9 protein-coding genes and 3 pseudogenes are annotated in these 17,402 nt (G+C 57.4%); 5 read left to right on the forward strand and 7 right to left on the reverse strand.

Translation table 11 applies throughout. The features are described from left to right. Positions 1–6 precede the first annotated feature (6 nt). On the forward strand, positions 7–846 hold the full coding sequence (locus ACZ1HE_RS01365; protein ID WP_472619238.1) for a 2-keto-4-pentenoate hydratase: 840 nt from the start codon (positions 7–9) through the stop codon (positions 844–846). Positions 847–952: 106 nt separating this feature from the next. On the opposite strand, the gene ACZ1HE_RS01370 is transcribed toward ACZ1HE_RS01365, so the two are convergent. The 5 genes and pseudogenes from ACZ1HE_RS01370 to ACZ1HE_RS01390 form a co-directional block, all read right to left on the reverse strand. Beyond that, positions 953–1,546, reverse strand: a complete 594-nt coding sequence (locus tag ACZ1HE_RS01370; protein ID WP_472619239.1) for a GNAT family N-acetyltransferase — start codon at positions 1,544–1,546, stop codon at positions 953–955. 68 nt (positions 1,547–1,614) lie between these two features. Next, positions 1,615–3,658, reverse strand: a pseudogene (locus ACZ1HE_RS01375) (hypothetical protein). Beyond that, positions 3,655–6,417, reverse strand: a pseudogene (locus tag ACZ1HE_RS01380) (DUF4159 domain-containing protein). The pseudogenes ACZ1HE_RS01375 and ACZ1HE_RS01380 overlap by 4 nt, the downstream one beginning before the upstream one ends. Then, positions 6,414–7,289: a DUF58 domain-containing protein gene (locus tag ACZ1HE_RS01385; protein WP_472619240.1), complete on the reverse strand. Its 876-nt coding sequence runs from the start codon at positions 7,287–7,289 to the stop codon at positions 6,414–6,416. Before ACZ1HE_RS01385 ends, ACZ1HE_RS01380 begins: the two are co-directional and overlap by 4 nt. Then, positions 7,286–8,293, reverse strand: a complete 1,008-nt coding sequence (locus tag ACZ1HE_RS01390) for an AAA family ATPase (RefSeq protein WP_472619241.1) — start codon at positions 8,291–8,293, stop codon at positions 7,286–7,288. Before ACZ1HE_RS01390 ends, ACZ1HE_RS01385 begins: the two co-directional genes overlap by 4 nt. Positions 8,294–8,358: 65 nt before the next feature. Here ACZ1HE_RS01390 and ACZ1HE_RS01395 point away from each other — a divergent pair, with 65 nt between their 5' ends. Continuing rightward, entirely contained in the window at positions 8,359–8,928 is a 570-nt protein-coding gene (locus ACZ1HE_RS01395; protein WP_472619242.1) for a DUF1285 domain-containing protein, read from the forward strand. On the opposite strand, the gene ACZ1HE_RS01400 is transcribed toward ACZ1HE_RS01395, so the two are convergent. Continuing rightward, positions 8,925–9,860 (reverse strand): DMT family transporter, encoded by a 936-nt coding sequence (locus ACZ1HE_RS01400; protein WP_472619243.1) that lies wholly within the window; start codon positions 9,858–9,860, stop codon positions 8,925–8,927. The genes ACZ1HE_RS01395 and ACZ1HE_RS01400 overlap by 4 nt on opposite strands. 173 nt (positions 9,861–10,033) lie before the next feature. Here ACZ1HE_RS01400 and ACZ1HE_RS01405 point away from each other — a divergent pair. Both ACZ1HE_RS01405 and ACZ1HE_RS01410 read left to right on the forward strand, forming a co-directional pair. Next, positions 10,034–10,791, forward strand: a pseudogene (locus tag ACZ1HE_RS01405) (hydroxypyruvate isomerase family protein). A gap of 11 nt (positions 10,792–10,802) precedes the next feature. Continuing rightward, positions 10,803–11,033, forward strand: a complete 231-nt coding sequence (locus ACZ1HE_RS01410) for a DUF2798 domain-containing protein (protein ID WP_472619244.1) — start codon at positions 10,803–10,805, stop codon at positions 11,031–11,033. Positions 11,034–11,086: 53 nt separating this feature from the next. Here the strand turns inward: ACZ1HE_RS01410 and polA are convergent, their stop codons facing one another. Beyond that, positions 11,087–13,885 (reverse strand): DNA polymerase I, encoded by a 2,799-nt coding sequence (gene polA, locus ACZ1HE_RS01415; RefSeq protein WP_472619245.1) that lies wholly within the window; start codon positions 13,883–13,885, stop codon positions 11,087–11,089. Positions 13,886–14,194: 309 nt separating this feature from the next. Here polA and ACZ1HE_RS01420 point away from each other — a divergent pair, with 309 nt between their 5' ends. Continuing rightward, positions 14,195–16,984: a bifunctional aconitate hydratase 2/2-methylisocitrate dehydratase gene (locus tag ACZ1HE_RS01420; protein WP_472619246.1), complete on the forward strand. Its 2,790-nt coding sequence runs from the start codon at positions 14,195–14,197 to the stop codon at positions 16,982–16,984. Positions 16,985–17,402 lie beyond the last annotated feature (418 nt).

The raw sequence follows: 17,402 nt of genomic DNA on the forward strand, positions 1-17,402 counted from the left end.
GTGAAAATGAAATTTGTTGCCCCCCTGATACTGATCTTGAGCGGCGGCGTTGCGTGGGCTGAATGTGCCAGCGACGATGAAATTGCTAATTTTGTTCAGGACTATACCACAAATACACCAACGGTTGCTTTGTCTAAGAATGGAACCATGGACGATGCGTTGTGTACGCAAACCAAGCTTGCCAAAGCGCTGGAACCGTACATGGGCCCTTTGATCGGATACAAAGCTGGATTGACCAGCAAACCCGCGCAAGAACGGTTCAAGGTTAGCGAGCCGGTGCAAGGAGTTCTCTACCAGAACATGATGCTGGAAGACGGGGCCGAGGTGTTGGCAAATTGGGGAGCTCGGCCAGTGTTTGAGGCCGACTTGATTTTGGTTGTCGGAGACCACGCCATCAATTCCGCTACGACACCGGCCGAGTTGCTGGCGCATGTATCCGAAATTCGCCCCTTCATCGAACTACCTGATCTGACACTGGCCAAAGGTGAACCGATCACCGGTGTGACCCTGACAGCGATTGGCGTGGCTCCGAAATTGGGCGTTTTGGGAACGGCCATACCGGTCGAGGATAGTGTGAAAATGACAGACATGCTTGCTAATATGCAGGTCAGTCTGCAAGCGGCGGATGGAGAGGTATTGGCCAAGGTTCCGGGAAAGGCTGTATTAGGTCATCCTGCAAACTCAGCGCTTTGGCTGATGTCCAAAGGGATCGAGTTTGCTCCTGGCGACATGATCTCGGTGGGTTCGTTTGGCCCCTTGTTTCCACCTGAGAAAGGCAAAGGTGGGGCCGTTGCGACCTATTCAGGATTACCGGGCGATCCGTCTGTACGCGATACGTTCAAGTAGCGAGCGCGAGTTGAACATCTGCGGGAATTGACTTTTGAATCACAAATTGACGCGGTGACCTTGGGCTTGACGACGTGACGGGACCATGGTTGCTCAGTCCGCGTCCTCAATCATCTTTCTCATAAATAATGAACGGTGTTTTCGAGGCTACTTTGTCGTAGAGCATGCGCCCTTTGTAGTTGAACTCTTGTGTTGCCCAATAGGTACTGGGTACGCCGTCTTGCTTAGCCTTCTTGTGCACCGCTTCAATCAAGGCTCTCCCTACGCCTGTCCCCCTTACTTTGGGGGCGGCAAACAAGTCCATCAGGTAGCATGTATCTTCAATCGTCCACATGTACCGATGATAGAGAAAATGAGCCAATCCAACTGGTTCGCCTTTACTTTCGGCGATAAGGCATTGGTGTTCTCCAACGTCATCCGACAAAAGTCTTTGAAAGGACACTTGGTACACGTCATCCGGCACAGAAGTTTCATAGAACTGCAAATATGCTGTCCATAGCTGACTCCATTCATTGTAGTCGCTTGCTCTGAGGGGGCGTATGATGAAGTCTTCCATTGCAACTTTCTCGAGATGTGAACGAGAGCCCATCTCACAAAATCCGGTTCGTAGTGTCAAACACGTTGAAAATTGTTTTTTCGGAGTAGCTTCTTCCAAATTGGAAACGTTCAACAAATGGGGCGGTATTGTTTGATGCGCCACATTGAAATGACTTTGAAATGCTCTTTGGTCGCATCAAGCGTGGGTTCAGCTCGTGAGAAGAAACTGGCTCACCGTCGACCTTCACGGAGCCATCCGCCGACTAGAAAGCCGGATGCCAAAAGCAAAACCAGCCATCCAGGTAACAAATTGCTCTGAGTCACATCACGCGTTTCATAGGCATTTCGGGGCGTGATACCCAACCATCCCCGCCCGGCCGCAGGGCGACCTTCGCGGACCGTACGAACCGACGGAATGCCGTCTTCAAGCCGGAACACACCGCCACGCAAAGGTTTCAGGAGCGGGTCGATCAACTCGGCACTTGCAATTGTCTGTTCAAACTCTCGTGGAGCTGCGGGGCCGAGTCCAACAACGGCTTCGCGAGGACCTTCGGCTAGTCGATAAAGACCGATTTCAGGGCCGTGATACGTGGTTTCGTACCGGCCAGGCGACACTTCGGTCAAACCCAGTTGCAGTGTTTCACCATCTGGCCGGGTCACAGTGACGGGGCCAACTTCGTCGGACAGAGTTCTGCGGATGATGCGCATGGTTTGGCCCTGTGCTTCGGCAAAAAGGGCTTCTTCCTCTAACTCCGGCTCTTTCATCATCCAGTGGGCAAGTCGGCGCAGCAGTTCAAGTTGCGGTCCGCCACCTTCGTATCCACGGCTCCAAAGCCAAGCATGATCAGACGCCAAGAGGGCAACACGGCCTTCGCCCACACGATCGAGAACCAGAAGAGGGCGGTCATCTATGCCAGTCATGACGACATGACCTGACTGAGGTTCAACATCGATCTGACGGAGCCAGGGTCCCCAGTTTTCCGCATTCTCCAAATCCGTGGTCACAGGGTGACGTTGGCCAATATCAGTAACTTCAGGTAAATAGCGATCCTCGATCACGCGTGCCGTAGGCTCGGCTGGCAAAATCGGTGCAAGAGGGGATCGATAGATGCTATCGGCCGTGGCAAAATCCGGGCCGAGCGGCGACAAGCACTGCGCCACCGTCCGCGACATAGTTGGTGACGTTGTCCAGATAGATCGCTGGCAGGATTCCACGGCGTTGGTATCGGTCGAAAATGATCAGATCAAAATCTGAGATCTTTTCCAAAAACAGTTCGCGTGTTGGAAAGGCAATCAATGACAATTCATCAACCGGAACTCCATCTTGTTTCTCAGGTGGGCGCAGAATGGTGAAATGAACCAGATCGACCGAGCTGTCAGATTTTAACAGGTTGCGCCAAGTACGCCCACCGGGATGCGGTTCACCAGATACCAGCAGTACCCGCAGGCGATCACGAACTCCGTTCATTTGGATCAACGCGCTGTTGTTGCGGTCGGTCAGCTCTCCATCGGCTGTCGGCACCGAAAACTGAATCACGTTGCGGCCACCGTGGGGCAAAGTAACGGGCAGCTCAAAATCTTGCCCAACAGGAACGTCGAAGCTTTGCGCCGGAGCACCGTCCACCGAAATTTGGAGTGAAACAAACGGGACCAGTTCCGGCACAGCTCCGGTGTCTTCGATGCGAACTGTCAAAATGACAGGCTCATCGATGATGGCAAAAGCAGGTGCATTGCGCACGATCAATCGACGATCCCAATCTTTCGCCCGACCGGTCAACAACAGATGCAACGGGGCAGGTAGGTCAGGCGCCCGGTCAATGTCGTGAACACGCCCGTCGCTGAGCGCCAGGATGGCTGCTACCCGAGCGCGGGGCTCTTCGGCCAATACCTCGGTTAGGGCTTGCATTAACAGAGTACCAGTATCGCCTTCGCCATCTGGTACAGTAATGCGCCGCAATTCTGTGTTGTCGCGCCGGTTGATGACCTCGGCCAAAGTTTCGGCCGCGTTGGTCGTTTGCGTGCCACGGTCCGACAAGGATTGGCTGGCGCTTTCATCTTCCAGCATGATCACAATGTCGGTTAGCGGGGCCCGGTCCTCGATCTGATAGACCGGACCGGCCAAAGCGGCCAACAGCACCAAGGCGGCAACTCCGCGAAGCGCCCACCCCGAGAGGTTTCGCCACAGTGCCAGCAACACGCCCACCAGTGAGAAAACAGCCACGCCAATCAAGATCGGCCAAGGGATCATCGGATCAAAAAGGATCGTTCCGGTCATTGGCCCAACCTGTCGAGTAGCGCGGGAACATGAACCTGATCCGATTTGTAGTTCCCAGTTAGCACATGCATCACCAAGTTTACTCCAAAGCGATAGGCCAATTCTCGTTGCCGCTCGCCAGCGTATCCGCGACCGACTGGAAGCAGTGGACGCCCGTCCTGATCGGTTGCCCAGGCGCCTGCCCAATCATTACCGCCGATCACGACCGGAGTGACGCCATCGTTTAGGTTGCGAAATGGCATGCCTTCGATCTGCTCGGCATCCGGCGGCGCGGATTCGACCCAGACCTGAGCGTTCTGATGGCGCCCCGGAAAATCTTGCAGCAGGTAGAACGTACGAGTCAGGACGTGGTCCCGTGGGACTGGTTCTAGGGGGGATGTCCAGCAGGTTGGCGAGTTGTTGTAGTTTGCGTCCGTTCGGGCTCGCAGTGCCAAATTTGGCTATGTCGGCGTCGCGCGTGTCAAACAGGATCATGCCGCCCGACCGCAGGTACGAATTCAATTTGGCATATGCCTCATCCGAGGGCAGCGGTTGATCGGGGGTGATCGGCCAGTAGAGCAACGGAAAAAATGCCAGCTCATCGCGTTCCAGATCAATACCGACGGGGTTTGCGGGTTCGATCGAGGTGCGGAAAAACAACGTGTCCGACAGCCCCCTCAGGTCGGCTGTTTGCGACCCGGTCCAGGCCCGCGTCGCCGGTCAATACATGGGCCAGAACCAACTCGTTGGTCGAGGCGAGTGCAAAATCGATTTCCTCGGCCGTTTGCGCGGGCAGATCAGTTGGCAGCATCAGCAGCGCTACAATCGGAGCAACTGCGCGCCCAAATCCCAATCTCCCTGACAGCATTAGAGACGCGATCACATCAATAACCAACATCATTAGCGCAAGGCTGAGCAGGATGCCGGACAAATCCCGCTCGGGCTCAACCGCTAGGCCACGCACGGGGACCGAGGCAGGCCAGGTGGCGACACTGAGTTGCGTGTCTTCGGTGATCACGTTCATCGCCAGACTGCGCTTTTCGTTGGTGTAGATACCCGGGCGCAAATCCGGGCCGATGGCACTGCTGGCCAGTTGCTCACCTGGGATGCCGGGCAGGTTGCTCGGCGTCTGACAATGCGCCGAACCCGTCCATGATGCGCGACGGTGTCCACGTGGTGCCTTCCAGGTTCACAGCTTCACGAATTTTGGCGGCACTCGACACCGCCAAGCGATCCAGCATTTCAACAAACAGACCCGACAGCGGCAGGTTCGACCATTCCGCATTGGCAGTTACATGGAACAGAACCACTTGCCCTAACCCCAGCGACTTGCGCGTGACCAAGGGCGTGCCGTCGTTGAGCGAGGCGATCACCCGGTCTGCCAGCGTTGGGTCGGGCTGTGCCATCACCTGCGTTGTCACGGTCACTTCGGCAGGCACCCGCAACCCGAAGAAGGGCGAGGTTTCTTCGAACGGAGCCAGCGTTTTGGCCTCGCCCCAGCTCATCGCGCCACCGACAGATCGGCCGCCGCCACGTAGTCGCACGGGCATCAGGGCGTTTTCCTCGGCGCGGGCCAGATCGCTTGCCGCCAATCGTGGGCCAGCAAAGCGAAGCAGGAGCCCGCCCTTTTCTACCCAGGCTGTCAGTTCCGCCTCTTCCAGATCTGACAGCGTGGCAATATCCGACAGGATGACGACGTCCGGGTTTGCCGGCAGCACCTCGGCCAATGTGCCGTCGATGAACTCCGCCGTTGGTGCGACGACTTGAGTCAGGTAGTGGTGAGGGGACAGCAGGGCCAGTCCTTCGCGGTTCTGGCGGCCAGCAAAGATTGCCACTTCGCGGCGACGCAAACTGTCGTCGGCCAGGGTCACGGCACCGGCAGAGCGTTGGCCTTCGACCTCAAATCGGGTGATCCGCGCGCGCAATTCGGACGGTAGTGACAGATCTGCGGTGGTCTCGATATCACCCGATGCGAATTGTGCATCGGCCTTGGCGAGAACGCGCATGGTTCCGGCTGGATCGCGCCCCTGTGCCAGAATAGAAACCTCGCGCGCGTTGGCAGCTTGGGTACGGGTTACGACCAAGCGCACGACACCGTCTTCGAACTTGGCAGGACGCAGGGCCAGCGCAGGCTTTGCCGATTGATAAACGGTCACCGCGCCCCGAGTTTGTAAAAGGTCAAGAGCCGCAACACGGCCCGCATAGTCCAGTCCGTCGCTGAGCCAAAGCGTATCGAAATCGCCCTCAATTGCGTTGGTGATTTCGACAAATCGGCTGAGTTGAGGATCCGAGGGCTGCCAGGGTTCAGGTTGCAAGCCGGGCAAGCGGCTGCTCCAGACGGCTGCTGACTGGAACACCACCGGTTCGGGATCGCTCAAGCGTAGGATCGCAACCTGCCGCCCGGCACGGCCTGCTTCAGCCAGTTGCACCGCCAAAAGATCGGATTGGTCGCTCCAGTGTGATGCTCCGGCCCATGTTGCATCCATCACCACCATCAAAGGGCCAGACCCGGCTTCATCCCGCGAGGGGTTGAGCACAGGGCCAGCCAGCCCGATGATCACTGCAGCAACGGCCAGCATGCGCAAGAGCAGCAACCACCATGGCGTGCGGTCGGAAACGGTTTCATCGTCCTTGATGCCCAATAGCAGTGTGACAGCCGGAAACATCCGCCGGATCGGTGCGGGGGGTACGGCACGCAGCAAGAGCCACAGGATCGGCAAGGCCAAAAGCCCCAGCAACAGCCAGGGCGTACTAAACCCGATGCCAGCCAGAACGGTCATCTACGCCCCCCGCCCAACGCACGGTAGAGCCACAAAAGGGCCAATTGCGCGCTGTCATTGGTGTGGTGCAGTCCCAGTTGCCAGCCAGTTACATGACACAGTTCTTGCAGCTTGGCCTTACGCTCGGCAAGGCGCTCCAGATAACGCCCCCGCAGCTCTCCGGCCTTGAGCGTTTCGTGACGGACGGTGCCGCCGACGCTCTCGAATATTGTGCGACCTTGATAGGGAAACAGTTCCTCGCTTGGGTCGAGCACTTGCAGCAGCACACCGCGCACGCCGCGATCGGCGGCTTTGGTCAGGGCTGTTTCCACTTCGGCCAGATCGCCCAGGAAATCGGAAACAAAGACGGCGCGGGCGTAAGGAACCATCGCGCGGTGTTCGGGGGGTTCGTAATCCGCTTCCGTATCCTTCGTCCAGGCTTCGGCCAAGCGAATGATCTGCGCATTGCCACGTCGGGGCGGCAGGCGGGTGCCGGTCAAGCCAACACGTTCCCCGCCGCGCACCAGTAGAATTGCAATCGCCAGCGCCAACAGTCGGGCGCGCTCCTGTTTCTGAGGCACGCTCTTGTCGGAGGCAAACCGCATCGACGCGCCCTGATCGACCCAGAGCATCACCGACTGTGCGATCTGCCATTCCCGTTCGCGTACAAACTGCTGATCGCCGCGGGCTGAGCGGCGATGGTCGATCAACCGCCGACTGTCCCCGTGCTGTGCCGGACGGTATTGCCAGAAATCATCGCCCAACCCTGCGCGCCGACGCCCGTGATCGCCCAGCAAAACGGTGCCTGCCAGTTGCTCGGCATAGGCCAGCAACGGGGGCAGCCGGGACGCTTCGGTCTCGGATCTTTCACGTAGGGTGAGCGCCGGGGTCACGCCGCCGCCTCGGCCGAGCCCAGGCTGGCCGCTGTGGTTTCGATCAGGTCAGCCAGGCTGTCACCGCGCGCACGGGCGGCAAAGTTCAGCGCCATTCGGTGGCTGAGCACAGGGCGGGCCATATCGATGACATCCTCAGCATTTGGCGCAAGACGCCCTTGCAAAAGGGCCCGTGCCCGCACGGTCATCATCAGCGCTTGAGCAGCACGCGGCCCCGGACCCCAGGCCACGGTTTCGGCTACACGGTCGGACACGCCGGGTTCTTCGGGGCGGAAGGCGCGGACCAGATCAAGGATCATCTCGACCACTGATTCGCCCACGGGCATCCGGCGTAGCAGGGTCTGCGCGTTTAGCAGTTCCTGGTGGGTAAAGACCTGATTGGAGTCGTCCTCTTCGATGCCGGTGGTGGCCAGCAGAATATCCCGCTCGGTTGCGCGGTCGGGGTAATTCACGTCGACCTGCACCAAAAAGCGGTCAAGCTGCGCTTCGGGCAGGGGATAGGTGCCTTCTTGCTCGATGGGATTTTGTGTCGCCAGAACATGGAACGGCGCGCCAAGGCTGCGATCCTCGCCCGCGACGGTCACGGTCTTTTCCTGCATCGCCTGCAGCAGCGCCGATTGCGTCCGTGGACTGGCGCGGTTGATCTCATCCGCCATCAGCAGCTGACAGAACACTGGCCCCGACACAAAGCGAAAATGGCGCGAACCATCTTCGGCCGTGTCCAAAACCTCGGACCCCAGAATGTCCGCGGGCATCAGGTCGGGTGTGAATTGAATGCGATTGCCATCCAGCCCCATGACCGTCGACAGGGTTTCCACCAGTCGAGTCTTACCCAACCCCGGCAGGCCGATCAGCAGAGCATGCCCGCCGCATAGCAGCGCGGTAAGTGTCAGGTCGACGACCCGCTCCTGCCCGATGAACCGGCGGGTGATCGAGGTCTTGGCCTCTTTCAGCTTGGTTTCCAGACGTTCAATCTCGGCGACCAGATCGGCGGGCTCAGACATGGTTTTCCTCTCGATGAACCTATATGAGTGTAAGTGTATCGCGCTGACAGGAAATGGCAAAAACAATGAGCGGACAAAAAGTTGTGACGCCTTCGGCAGATGACATCGCACAGGCGGTAAAATCGACCAAAGACAGCGGATTACCGCCGGTTCACCTGTGGAACCCGCCCTTTTGTGGCGATCTGGACATGCAGATCCTGCGCGACGGTACTTGGATCCACGAAGGGCGACCCATCAACCGCCCCAAGATGGTGCAGCTTTTTTCGTCTATCCTGAAGCGTGAGGGCGACAAGTATTATCTGGCCACCCCGGTTGAGAAGGTGGGAATCACCGTCGAAGACGCGCCCTTTGTCGCCATCGACGTCGACAGCGAATGGGAAGATGACGCGCAAGTGCTGATGTTCAAAACCCATGTCGGGGATCAGGTTGTCGCCGGTGTGGATAATCCGATCCGCCTGGCCGAGGGAGATGAACCCACGCCCTATGTCATGGTGCGCGCCGGGCTTGAGGCGCGAATTGATCGAAAAAGCTTTTACCGGATGGTGGAACTGGGCGTTCACCACGAAGGTTGGTTCGGGGTCTGGTCTTCGGGTACATTCTTTGGCTTGATGCCGTCCGAGCAGGTCGAAGGTTAGCGCCTCGGCTGCAGCTGCGATGCGACAACGCCCAAACCCACGATGGCCGCGCCAATCGCTTGGGTCCAGTTCCACGCCGATCCAAGTATCACCATGATCACCATCACATAGAAGGGTGCGGTGTTGATATGGAACGTGGCAACGGCCACGCCCAGTTTGTCGACCGCTCCAATGAACATGATTTGGCTGACCGACATGGCAACGATGGCGTAAATCGCCAACATACCGATCTGTTCCATGTCTATGGCCACGCTAGGGGTCACTTCGAAGCCAAGAACAGCAGAGCCTGCCAGCAGTGTCGAAACCATGAGCAAAGCCCCGGAAAACGTGATCGTTGAACGCCCCACCGGTCCCAAATCAGGAAGGGCTTGCACGGTTTTCATGCTGGCCCAGGTGAACAGCGTCGTCGCAACAATCGCACACAGCGCCCCAAGCCCCAGCTGAACGGGCGCCAGACCACTGGTTGCGATAATACCGCCGATGATCGAGGCAACCACTCCAAAAGCGAACTGCTTGTTCAGACGGCGGGTGCCTGCGCGCACCTCAAGAACGGCTCCGATCAGTGGCGCGCACGAGGCCACCAGTGCAACGGTCACCGGATCGGTGAAAGCCTGCGCGACTAGCAGCAGATAGGTGCCCAGACCAAAGCCAAACCCGCCGATCGTCAAGGCGCGACGCCAGTTCGCGTTCAGGATCTTGCTGGGCCCCTCGACAAACAACCACAGGGGAAAGAGCACAGACAATGCCATGATCAGACGCGCGGTAATGATCGTCAGAGACGGCCAGCTCTGCAACAACACCTCGGCCGCAGGAAAGCCAGCTGCCCATGTCATCATGGCCGCCATGCCCAGCATATTTCCCGAAGCGATATTGTGCCGCGCGGAACCGGCGGCGGGCGCAGGTATCCGTGCGGGATCTGGGCTATAGGCCATCCCGATGTGTCCTGTTCGAATGTGGATCAAACGCCTGATTCGGCGCTGCTCTTCCGGTGTCGCCGGAATCCGCCCCGCCATCTGGCCGGTTTTCGACAACGTGTCGTTTTCAGAGGCTTGGCGGGATATGGATCGAAGGTTTATGCCTGTGCATGAAATTTACGGAGGGTCCGATGCCCAAGTTTGCCGCCAACATCTCTCTGCTCTTCGCCGAGCTGCCTTACCTTGATCGCTTTCAAGCCGCAGCAGAGGCGGGTTTCGAGGCGGTGGAGATCCTGTTCCCTTACGAGATTGCGGCGCGCGACACGCGCCGGGCTTTGGTTGCCAATGGGCTGGAACTGGTGCTGATCAATGCACCGCCGCCAAACTATACGGGCGGACAACCGGGTTTTGCGGCTGTGCCGGGGGCGAGGAGCGCTTTCAACGGGATATCACTCGGGTCATGCGTTACGTCCAGCAGCTGCGACCGGGTATCTTGCACATCATGGCGGGATACGAGCAGGGCGTTCAGGCACAGGACACCTTTGTGCGAAATCTGCAATGGGCCGCGGATCATGAGCCAAGCCAGCAGTTCACCATCGAACCGCTTAATCCCGGTGATCAGCCCGGCTATTTTCTCAACGATTATGACCTGGCGGCCGAGGTACTGGATCAGGTGGATCGCCCAAACGTCGGCTTGCAGTATGACACCTATCACGCAGAGGTGATCCACGGTGATGCGCTCAAAGTTTGGGAGCGCTTTCACTCGCTTTCGGTTCATGTCCAGATTGGCGCTGCACCGGACCGGTCCGAACCGGGGCGAGGCACTATGGATTTTCCAGTTCTGTTTCAGGCATTCGACGAAGCCGGGTACACAGGTTGGGTTAGTGCCGAATACAAACCGTCAAAGCCCCAAACCCTGGATACCCTGGGCTGGAGACCTACCGACTGAGGAGAGGCCAGATGCTGCCCGCCCGATTTGCTCCCATCCTGTTCGGATTTCTGGTGTCCGGGATCATGTCTTGCATCGTTACTTGCGTGGCGACGATCAAGGCGGTTGGTCTGGGCGAGCACACATTCGGAAATTGGATGGGCGCGTGGGCCTTCAGTTGGCCCATTGCCTTTGCGGTCATCCTGATTGTTGCGCCGGTGGTGCGCCGGTTCGTCGAGCGCCTGGTCAGCCCTAAGGGCTGACACGCTGCAAAGAGGGCTCGTCGGGCCTGATGCGCAGCGTCCTCTGAGGGACCTCAGTGCGCTTCGGCCCAGTTCGCGCCCTGACCGGCATCCACAGTCAGTTTCACGTCCAGCTTCACCGCAGGGTCGGCTGCGCCTTCCATTATGTTGCGCGCGACTTCGATGGTTTGATCCACGGCATCCTCGGCCACTTCGAACAGCAATTCGTCATGCACCTGCAACAGCATCTTGGCGGGCAGATCAGCGATGGCATCAGGCATCTGCACCATCGCGCGGCGGATCACATCCGCTGCGGTTCCTTGGATCGGCGCGTTGATCGCGGCGCGTTTGGCAAAGCCTGCACGCGGTCCCTTGGCGGCAATCTCGGACGTGTGGATTTTCCGGCCAAACAACGTCTGCACATAGCCATGCTCTTTGGCAAACTCGACCGTATCGTCCATGTAACGCCGGATACCCGGGAAACGTTCAAAATATCGGTCGATGAACCCCTGCGCTTCGGCTCGTGGAATGCGCAAATTACGCGCCAGACCAAAGCCAGAGATGCCATAGATTACACCAAAGTTGATCGCCTTGGCCTGTCGCCGGATATCCGGTGTCATCTCATCCAGCGGCACGTCAAACATTTCAGACGCGGTCAGCGCGTGAATATCCAGGCCGTCGGCAAAGGCCTGTTTCAGCGCGTCGATTTCGGCGATATGCGCCAGAATGCGCAGCTCGATCTGGCTGTAGTCAAGCGAGACAAGAACGTTGCCCGGTTCGGCTATGAAAGCTTCGCGAATGCGTCGCCCTTCTTCCGTGCGCACGGGAATATTCTGCAGGTTCGGATCGGTCGAGGCCAAACGTCCGGTGCTGGCCCCGGTGATCGAATATGATGTGTGAACGCGGCCGGTGTCGGGGTTGATATGCGTCTGCAGAGCATCTGTGTAGGTCGATTTCAACTTGCTAAGCTGGCGCCAGTCCAGCACCCGACGTGGTAGCTCATGTTCGGTCGCCAGATCCTCAAGAACATCCGCCCCGGTCGAATATTTACCAGTCTTGCCCTTCTTGCCGCCTTCCAGCCCCATCTTGTCGAACAGAATCTCGCCCAATTGCGCAGGCGAACCCACGTTGAACGTCTCACCCGCCAGCTCGTGAATTTCGGCCTCAAGCCCTGCCATCTTCTGGGCAAAGGCGTTGGACATGCGGCTTAGAACCTCACGGTCGACCTTGATGCCGTGCATTTCCATTTCAGACAGCACCGGCACCAGCGGACGCTCAAGCGTTTCGTAAACCGTCGTCACCTGCGCGCGGTGCAGTTGCGGCTTGAACAGCTGCCACAGGCGCAGAGTAATGTCTGCGTCCTCGGCGGCATATGCTGTGGCCTCGTCAATCGGCACCTTGTCGAAGGTGATCGCAGATTTGCCCGAGCCCAACAGCGGTTTGATCGGGATCGGCGTGTGGCTGAGGTAGCGTTCGGACAGGGTATCCATCCCGTGCCCATGCTCGCCGCCATGCATCGCATAAGACATCAGCATCGTGTCGTCGATCGGGGCAACGCGCACGCCGTAGCGTTCAAAGATCTTGGCGTCGTACTTCATGTTCTGTCCGATCTTCAGGATCGAGGGATCCTCAAGCACCGGTTTCAGCAGGTCGATGGCCGTGTTCAGTGGCATTTGTCCTTCGGACAGCTCGTCCGAGCCAAACAGATCATCTGCTGCGGCTGCCCTGTGGGTCAGCGGGATGTAGCAGGCTGATCCGGCCTCGACACACAGCGAAATGCCCACCAGATCGGCGATCATCTCGTTGAGGCCCGTGGTTTCCGTGTCAACCGCAACCCAACCCCTATCGCGGATCAAATCGATCCAAGGCTGCAAGGCGGCGGCATCGCGGATGCACTCGTATTTGGAGGCATCAAAAGGCACGTCCTCGGCCACTGCATTCTCAACTTCAGGTGCAACTTTTTCGGCAATGACCGGGGCTTCGGCACCTAGCTGATCGGCGATCCGCTTGGTCAAGGTGCGAAACTCCATCTCGGCAAGGAACCCCAACAGGGTTTCCGGGTCGGGGTCGCGCACTTCAAGATCATCCAGCGTGAATTCCAGAGGCGTTTTTTCGTCCAGCTGCACCAGTCGCTTCGACAGTTCGATCTGATCGCGCTTTTCGATGAGGGTCTGGCGGCGCTTTGGTTGCTTGATCTCTTCGGCGCGATCCAGCAGCGTTTCCAGATCGCCGTATTCGTTGATCAGCAGGGCGGCGGTTTTGACCCCAATGCCTGGCGCGCCCGGCACGTTGTCGACGCTGTCGCCAGCCAGGGCCTGCACGTCCACAACCCGTTCCGGAAACACACCGAACTTCTCAAACACGCCGTCCCGGTCGATGCGTTTGTTCTTCATCGCATCATGCATTTCGACCCCGTCGCCCACCAGTTGCATCAGGTCCTTGTCCGAGCTGATGATGGTGCAGCGCCCACCGGCCTCTCGCGCCTGGACGGCCAGGGTGGCGATGATGTCGTCAGCTTCATACCCCTCTATCTCTTGGCAGGCGATGTTGAAGGCGCGGGTTGCCTCGCGGGTCAGCGGCATCTGTGGGCGCAGGTCCTCGGGCATCGCCTCGCGGTTGGCTTTGTATAGGTCATACATATCGTTGCGAAACGTATGGCTGCCCTTGTCAAAGATAACCGCCAAATGGGTCGGTGCGTCGGCGCCATGATTGCCGTCGATATAGCGTTGCAACATATTGCAGAAGCCGGAAACGGCCCCAATCGGCAAACCATCCGACTTGCGGGTCAATGGTGGAAGGGCGTGATAGGCGCGAAAGATAAAGGCTGAGCCGTCAATCAGGTGCAGGTGGCAACCCTTGCCAAATGTACTCATGCCGTATCTCCCATGTTCGAACTTGAATCTGTCCTGCCATGGAATGCATCAGGATACCAGTGCGAGCACTCGAGGTTCCTGAAATGCAGCACGCGGCGAAGCAGCCAGTATGTCGAAAATCTATCTTCGGTTGGCCGGGTCCGGAACTGTTGAGCTGATCAAATATGCACCGCATGCCATACAACTTGTCGCAACTAGACCGGTTGAACTCAGGGGGCACAATGTATACAGCAGTATACAAATTGGGATTCCACGTTGCCGTGACGTGGCGAAGCCCGCCCTGTGAAACGCCAGCTTCGGGAAATAACTATGAGCCTCTACACCGATTACCTGACCGAGATCGAAACCCGCAAAGAGCAGGGTTTGAACCCAAAACCCATAGATGATGGCGCCCTGACCAAAGAGGTGATCAGCCATATTAAGGCTCCAGACAGCGAACATCGCGAAGACTGCCTGAAATTCTTCATCTATAACACGCTTCCTGGAACCACCAGTGCCGCCGGAGAAAAAGCGCGGTTACTGAAAGAGATCATCCTGGGCGAAACGACGATTGATGAGATCACTCCGACATTTGCTTTTGAATTGCTAAGCCACATGAAGGGTGGCCCGTCTGTCGAGGTTCTTCTCGACCTAGCGCTCGGAAATGACGAAAGCGTCTCGCGCGAAGCAGCAGATGTTCTGAAGACGCAAGTGTTTCTCTACGAGGCTGACACGGACCGTATCAAAGCAGCGTATGAAGCTGGAAATGCTATCGCCGCTGATCTGTTGGGCAGTTATGCTGAGGCTGAGTTTTTCACGAAGCTCCCTGAAATTGATGATGAGATCAAGATTGTAACCTATGTCGCCGCCGAAGGTGACATCTCGACAGACCTTCTTTCGCCGGGCAATCAGGCGCATTCTCGTGCCGACCGCGAATTGCATGGCAAATGCCTAATTTCCGAGCAGGCTCAGAAAGAAATCGAAGACCTGAAGCTCAAACTCCCGGATCACCGCGTCATGCTGGTCGCGGAAAAGGGTACGATGGGTGTGGGGTCTTCGCGGATGTCAGGTGTAAACAACGTGGCACTGTGGACGGGCAAACAAGCGTCGCCATACGTGCCGTTTGTGAACATCGCACCGGTTGTCGCCGGAACCAACGGTATCTCGCCGATTTTCCTGACCACCGTGGGCGTTACCGGCGGTATCGGGGTCGACCTTAAGAATTGGGTCAAAATGGTCGACGAAGATGGCAAACCGATTCTGAACAACGATGGCAACCCAGTGCTGGAACAGCGATATTCGGTTGACACAGGCACGGTTCTGAAAATTGACACCAAGGGTAAAAAGCTCCTCAGCGAGGCCGGTGAGGAACTTGTTGATATGGCGGGGTCCTTCACGCCACAGAAGATGGAATTCATGAAGGCGGGCGGCTCCTATGCCGTGGTCTTTGGTAAGAAACTTCAGACATTTGCGGCTGAGACATTGGGCATCGAACCACCTTTGGTCTTTGCACCGTCCAAGGAAATCAGCCACGAGGGCCAAGGTCTGACTGCGGTTGAGAAGATCTTTAATGCCAATGCTGTGGGCGTCACGCCGGGTAAAGTATTGCACGCTGGATCTGATGTTCGGGCCCGGGTCAATATTGTGGGCAGTCAGGACACCACCGGTCCAATGACCGCGCAAGAACTTGAAGCGATGGCTGCCACCGTCCTGTCACCCAGTGTCGACGGTGCCTATCAGTCCGGCTGTCACACGGCTTCGGTTTGGGATGCCAAGGCGCAGGCCAACACGCCGAAATTGATGGCGTTTATGAACAAATTTGGCCTTGTCACCGGGCGCGACCCAAAAGGCACCTATCACGCTATGACAGATGTGATCCACAAAGTGCTGAATGATATCACTGTGGACGATTGGTCGATCATCATTGGTGGTGACAGCCACACGCGGATGTCCAAGGGCGTGGCTTTTGGTGCAGACTCAGGAACCGTTGCACTAGCGCTGGCAACAGGTGAGGCCTCGATGCCGATCCCGGAATCCGTAAAGGTGACATTCAAAGGTCAAATGGCCGATCATATGGACTTCCGCGATGTCGTTCATGCGACGCAGGCACAGATGTTGGCGCAGCACGGTGACAACGTTTTCCAGGGCCGTATCATTGAGGTGCATATCGGGACGCTGCTTGCTGACCAGGCTTTCACTTTCACTGACTGGACTGCCGAGATGAAGGCAAAGGCGTCGATCTGCATTTCGAACGACGACACGTTGATTGAATCGCTGGAGATCGCAAAGTCTCGAATCCAGATCATGATCGATAAGGGAATGGAGCATGAAAACGGTATGCTCCAAAATCTAATCGACATCGCCGAAACTCGGATCAACCAAATTCGGTCGGGTGAGAAGCCCGCACTTCGTCCGGATGACAATGCAGAGTATTTCGCCGAAGTTGTGGTGGACCTGGGCGAGATTGTTGAGCCGATGATTGCGGATCCTGATGTCAACAACGCCGACGTTTCCAAACGCTATACCCACGATACGATCCGGCCGATTTCCTACTACCGCGCGGAAAAGAAAGTCGACCTTGGTTTCGTCGGGTCGTGCATGGTGCACAAGGGCGATATCAAAATTGTGGCGCAGATGTTGCGTAACCTTGAAGCACAACACGGCAGTGTTGAGTTCAAGGCACCGCTGGTTGTTGCCGCGCCGACCTACAACATCATTGATGAACTGAAAGAAGAAGGCGATTGGGAGATCTTGCAGAAATACTGCGGCTTCGAATTCGACGATGCAGCACCCAAGGTGCAAGCACGTACAGAGTACGAAAACATCCTCTATCTCGAGCGCCCGGGTTGTAACCTTTGCATGGGTAACCAGGAAAAGGCGGCCAAAGGGGACACGGTTCTTGCCACCTCCACTCGACTGTTCCAGGGCCGCGTTGTTGCCGACAGCGAAACCAAGAAGGGCGAATCCCTGCTTGGCTCCACTCCGGTTGTGGTGTTGTCGGCGATCTTGGGTCGTACACCGACGCTTGAGGAATACAAGGTTGCGGTGGAAGGGATTGATCTGACCAAGTTTGCTCCACCGCTGCAGAAGCCTGCACTTGCACGGTCAATGCATTTCTGATCCGAACTTTGAAGTTCCTATCAGGCGCTGAAACCTGCGCCTGCCCGTATTTTTTGTTCTCTTCTGTGCCGGGCCTGCGTATTCATCGTAGGCCCGGTGTTGCTTTTGTTAGGGGCAGGCGAAACACCCATCGGGCACCTTTTAGGACTATGGCCCGCAGTTCTGTTTGATCAGATGGAAACAAATGGCCTGAGCCGAGCGATGTGTGGACGGCCATAGTTACGATCACATGTACCGCATGTTTGTGAGCGAGTTGCTTGTCATGATGCGCGATCTCGTTTGCATAGAATTCGGCAACATCCGCGTTTCGTTCGCCAATAATAGTGCTGGATGATGATCCCTATGCTTCGCTCCTGAAAACATCCGCCACATTGGTGTCCACTCGGCGGTTTTCGAAGGGCCCTGACCGGTTGGGTTG

The organism is Falsiruegeria sp. JB4-1 (assembly GCF_055693495.1).

Coding starts and splice junctions, on each gene's coding strand:
- polA (WP_472619245.1), bottom strand. CDS start 13,885: ATGAGTACATTTGGCAAGGGTTGCCACCTGCACCTGATTGACGGCTCA.
- ACZ1HE_RS01420 (WP_472619246.1), top strand. CDS start 14,195: ATGAGCCTCTACACCGATTACCTGACCGAGATCGAAACCCGCAAAGAG.
- ACZ1HE_RS01400 (WP_472619243.1), bottom strand. CDS start 9,860: ATGGCCTATAGCCCAGATCCCGCACGGATACCTGCGCCCGCCGCCGGT.
- ACZ1HE_RS01365 (WP_472619238.1), top strand. CDS start 7: ATGAAATTTGTTGCCCCCCTGATACTGATCTTGAGCGGCGGCGTTGCG.
- ACZ1HE_RS01390 (WP_472619241.1), bottom strand. CDS start 8,293: ATGTCTGAGCCCGCCGATCTGGTCGCCGAGATTGAACGTCTGGAAACC.
- ACZ1HE_RS01395 (WP_472619242.1), top strand. CDS start 8,359: ATGAGCGGACAAAAAGTTGTGACGCCTTCGGCAGATGACATCGCACAG.
- ACZ1HE_RS01410 (WP_472619244.1), top strand. CDS start 10,803: ATGCTGCCCGCCCGATTTGCTCCCATCCTGTTCGGATTTCTGGTGTCC.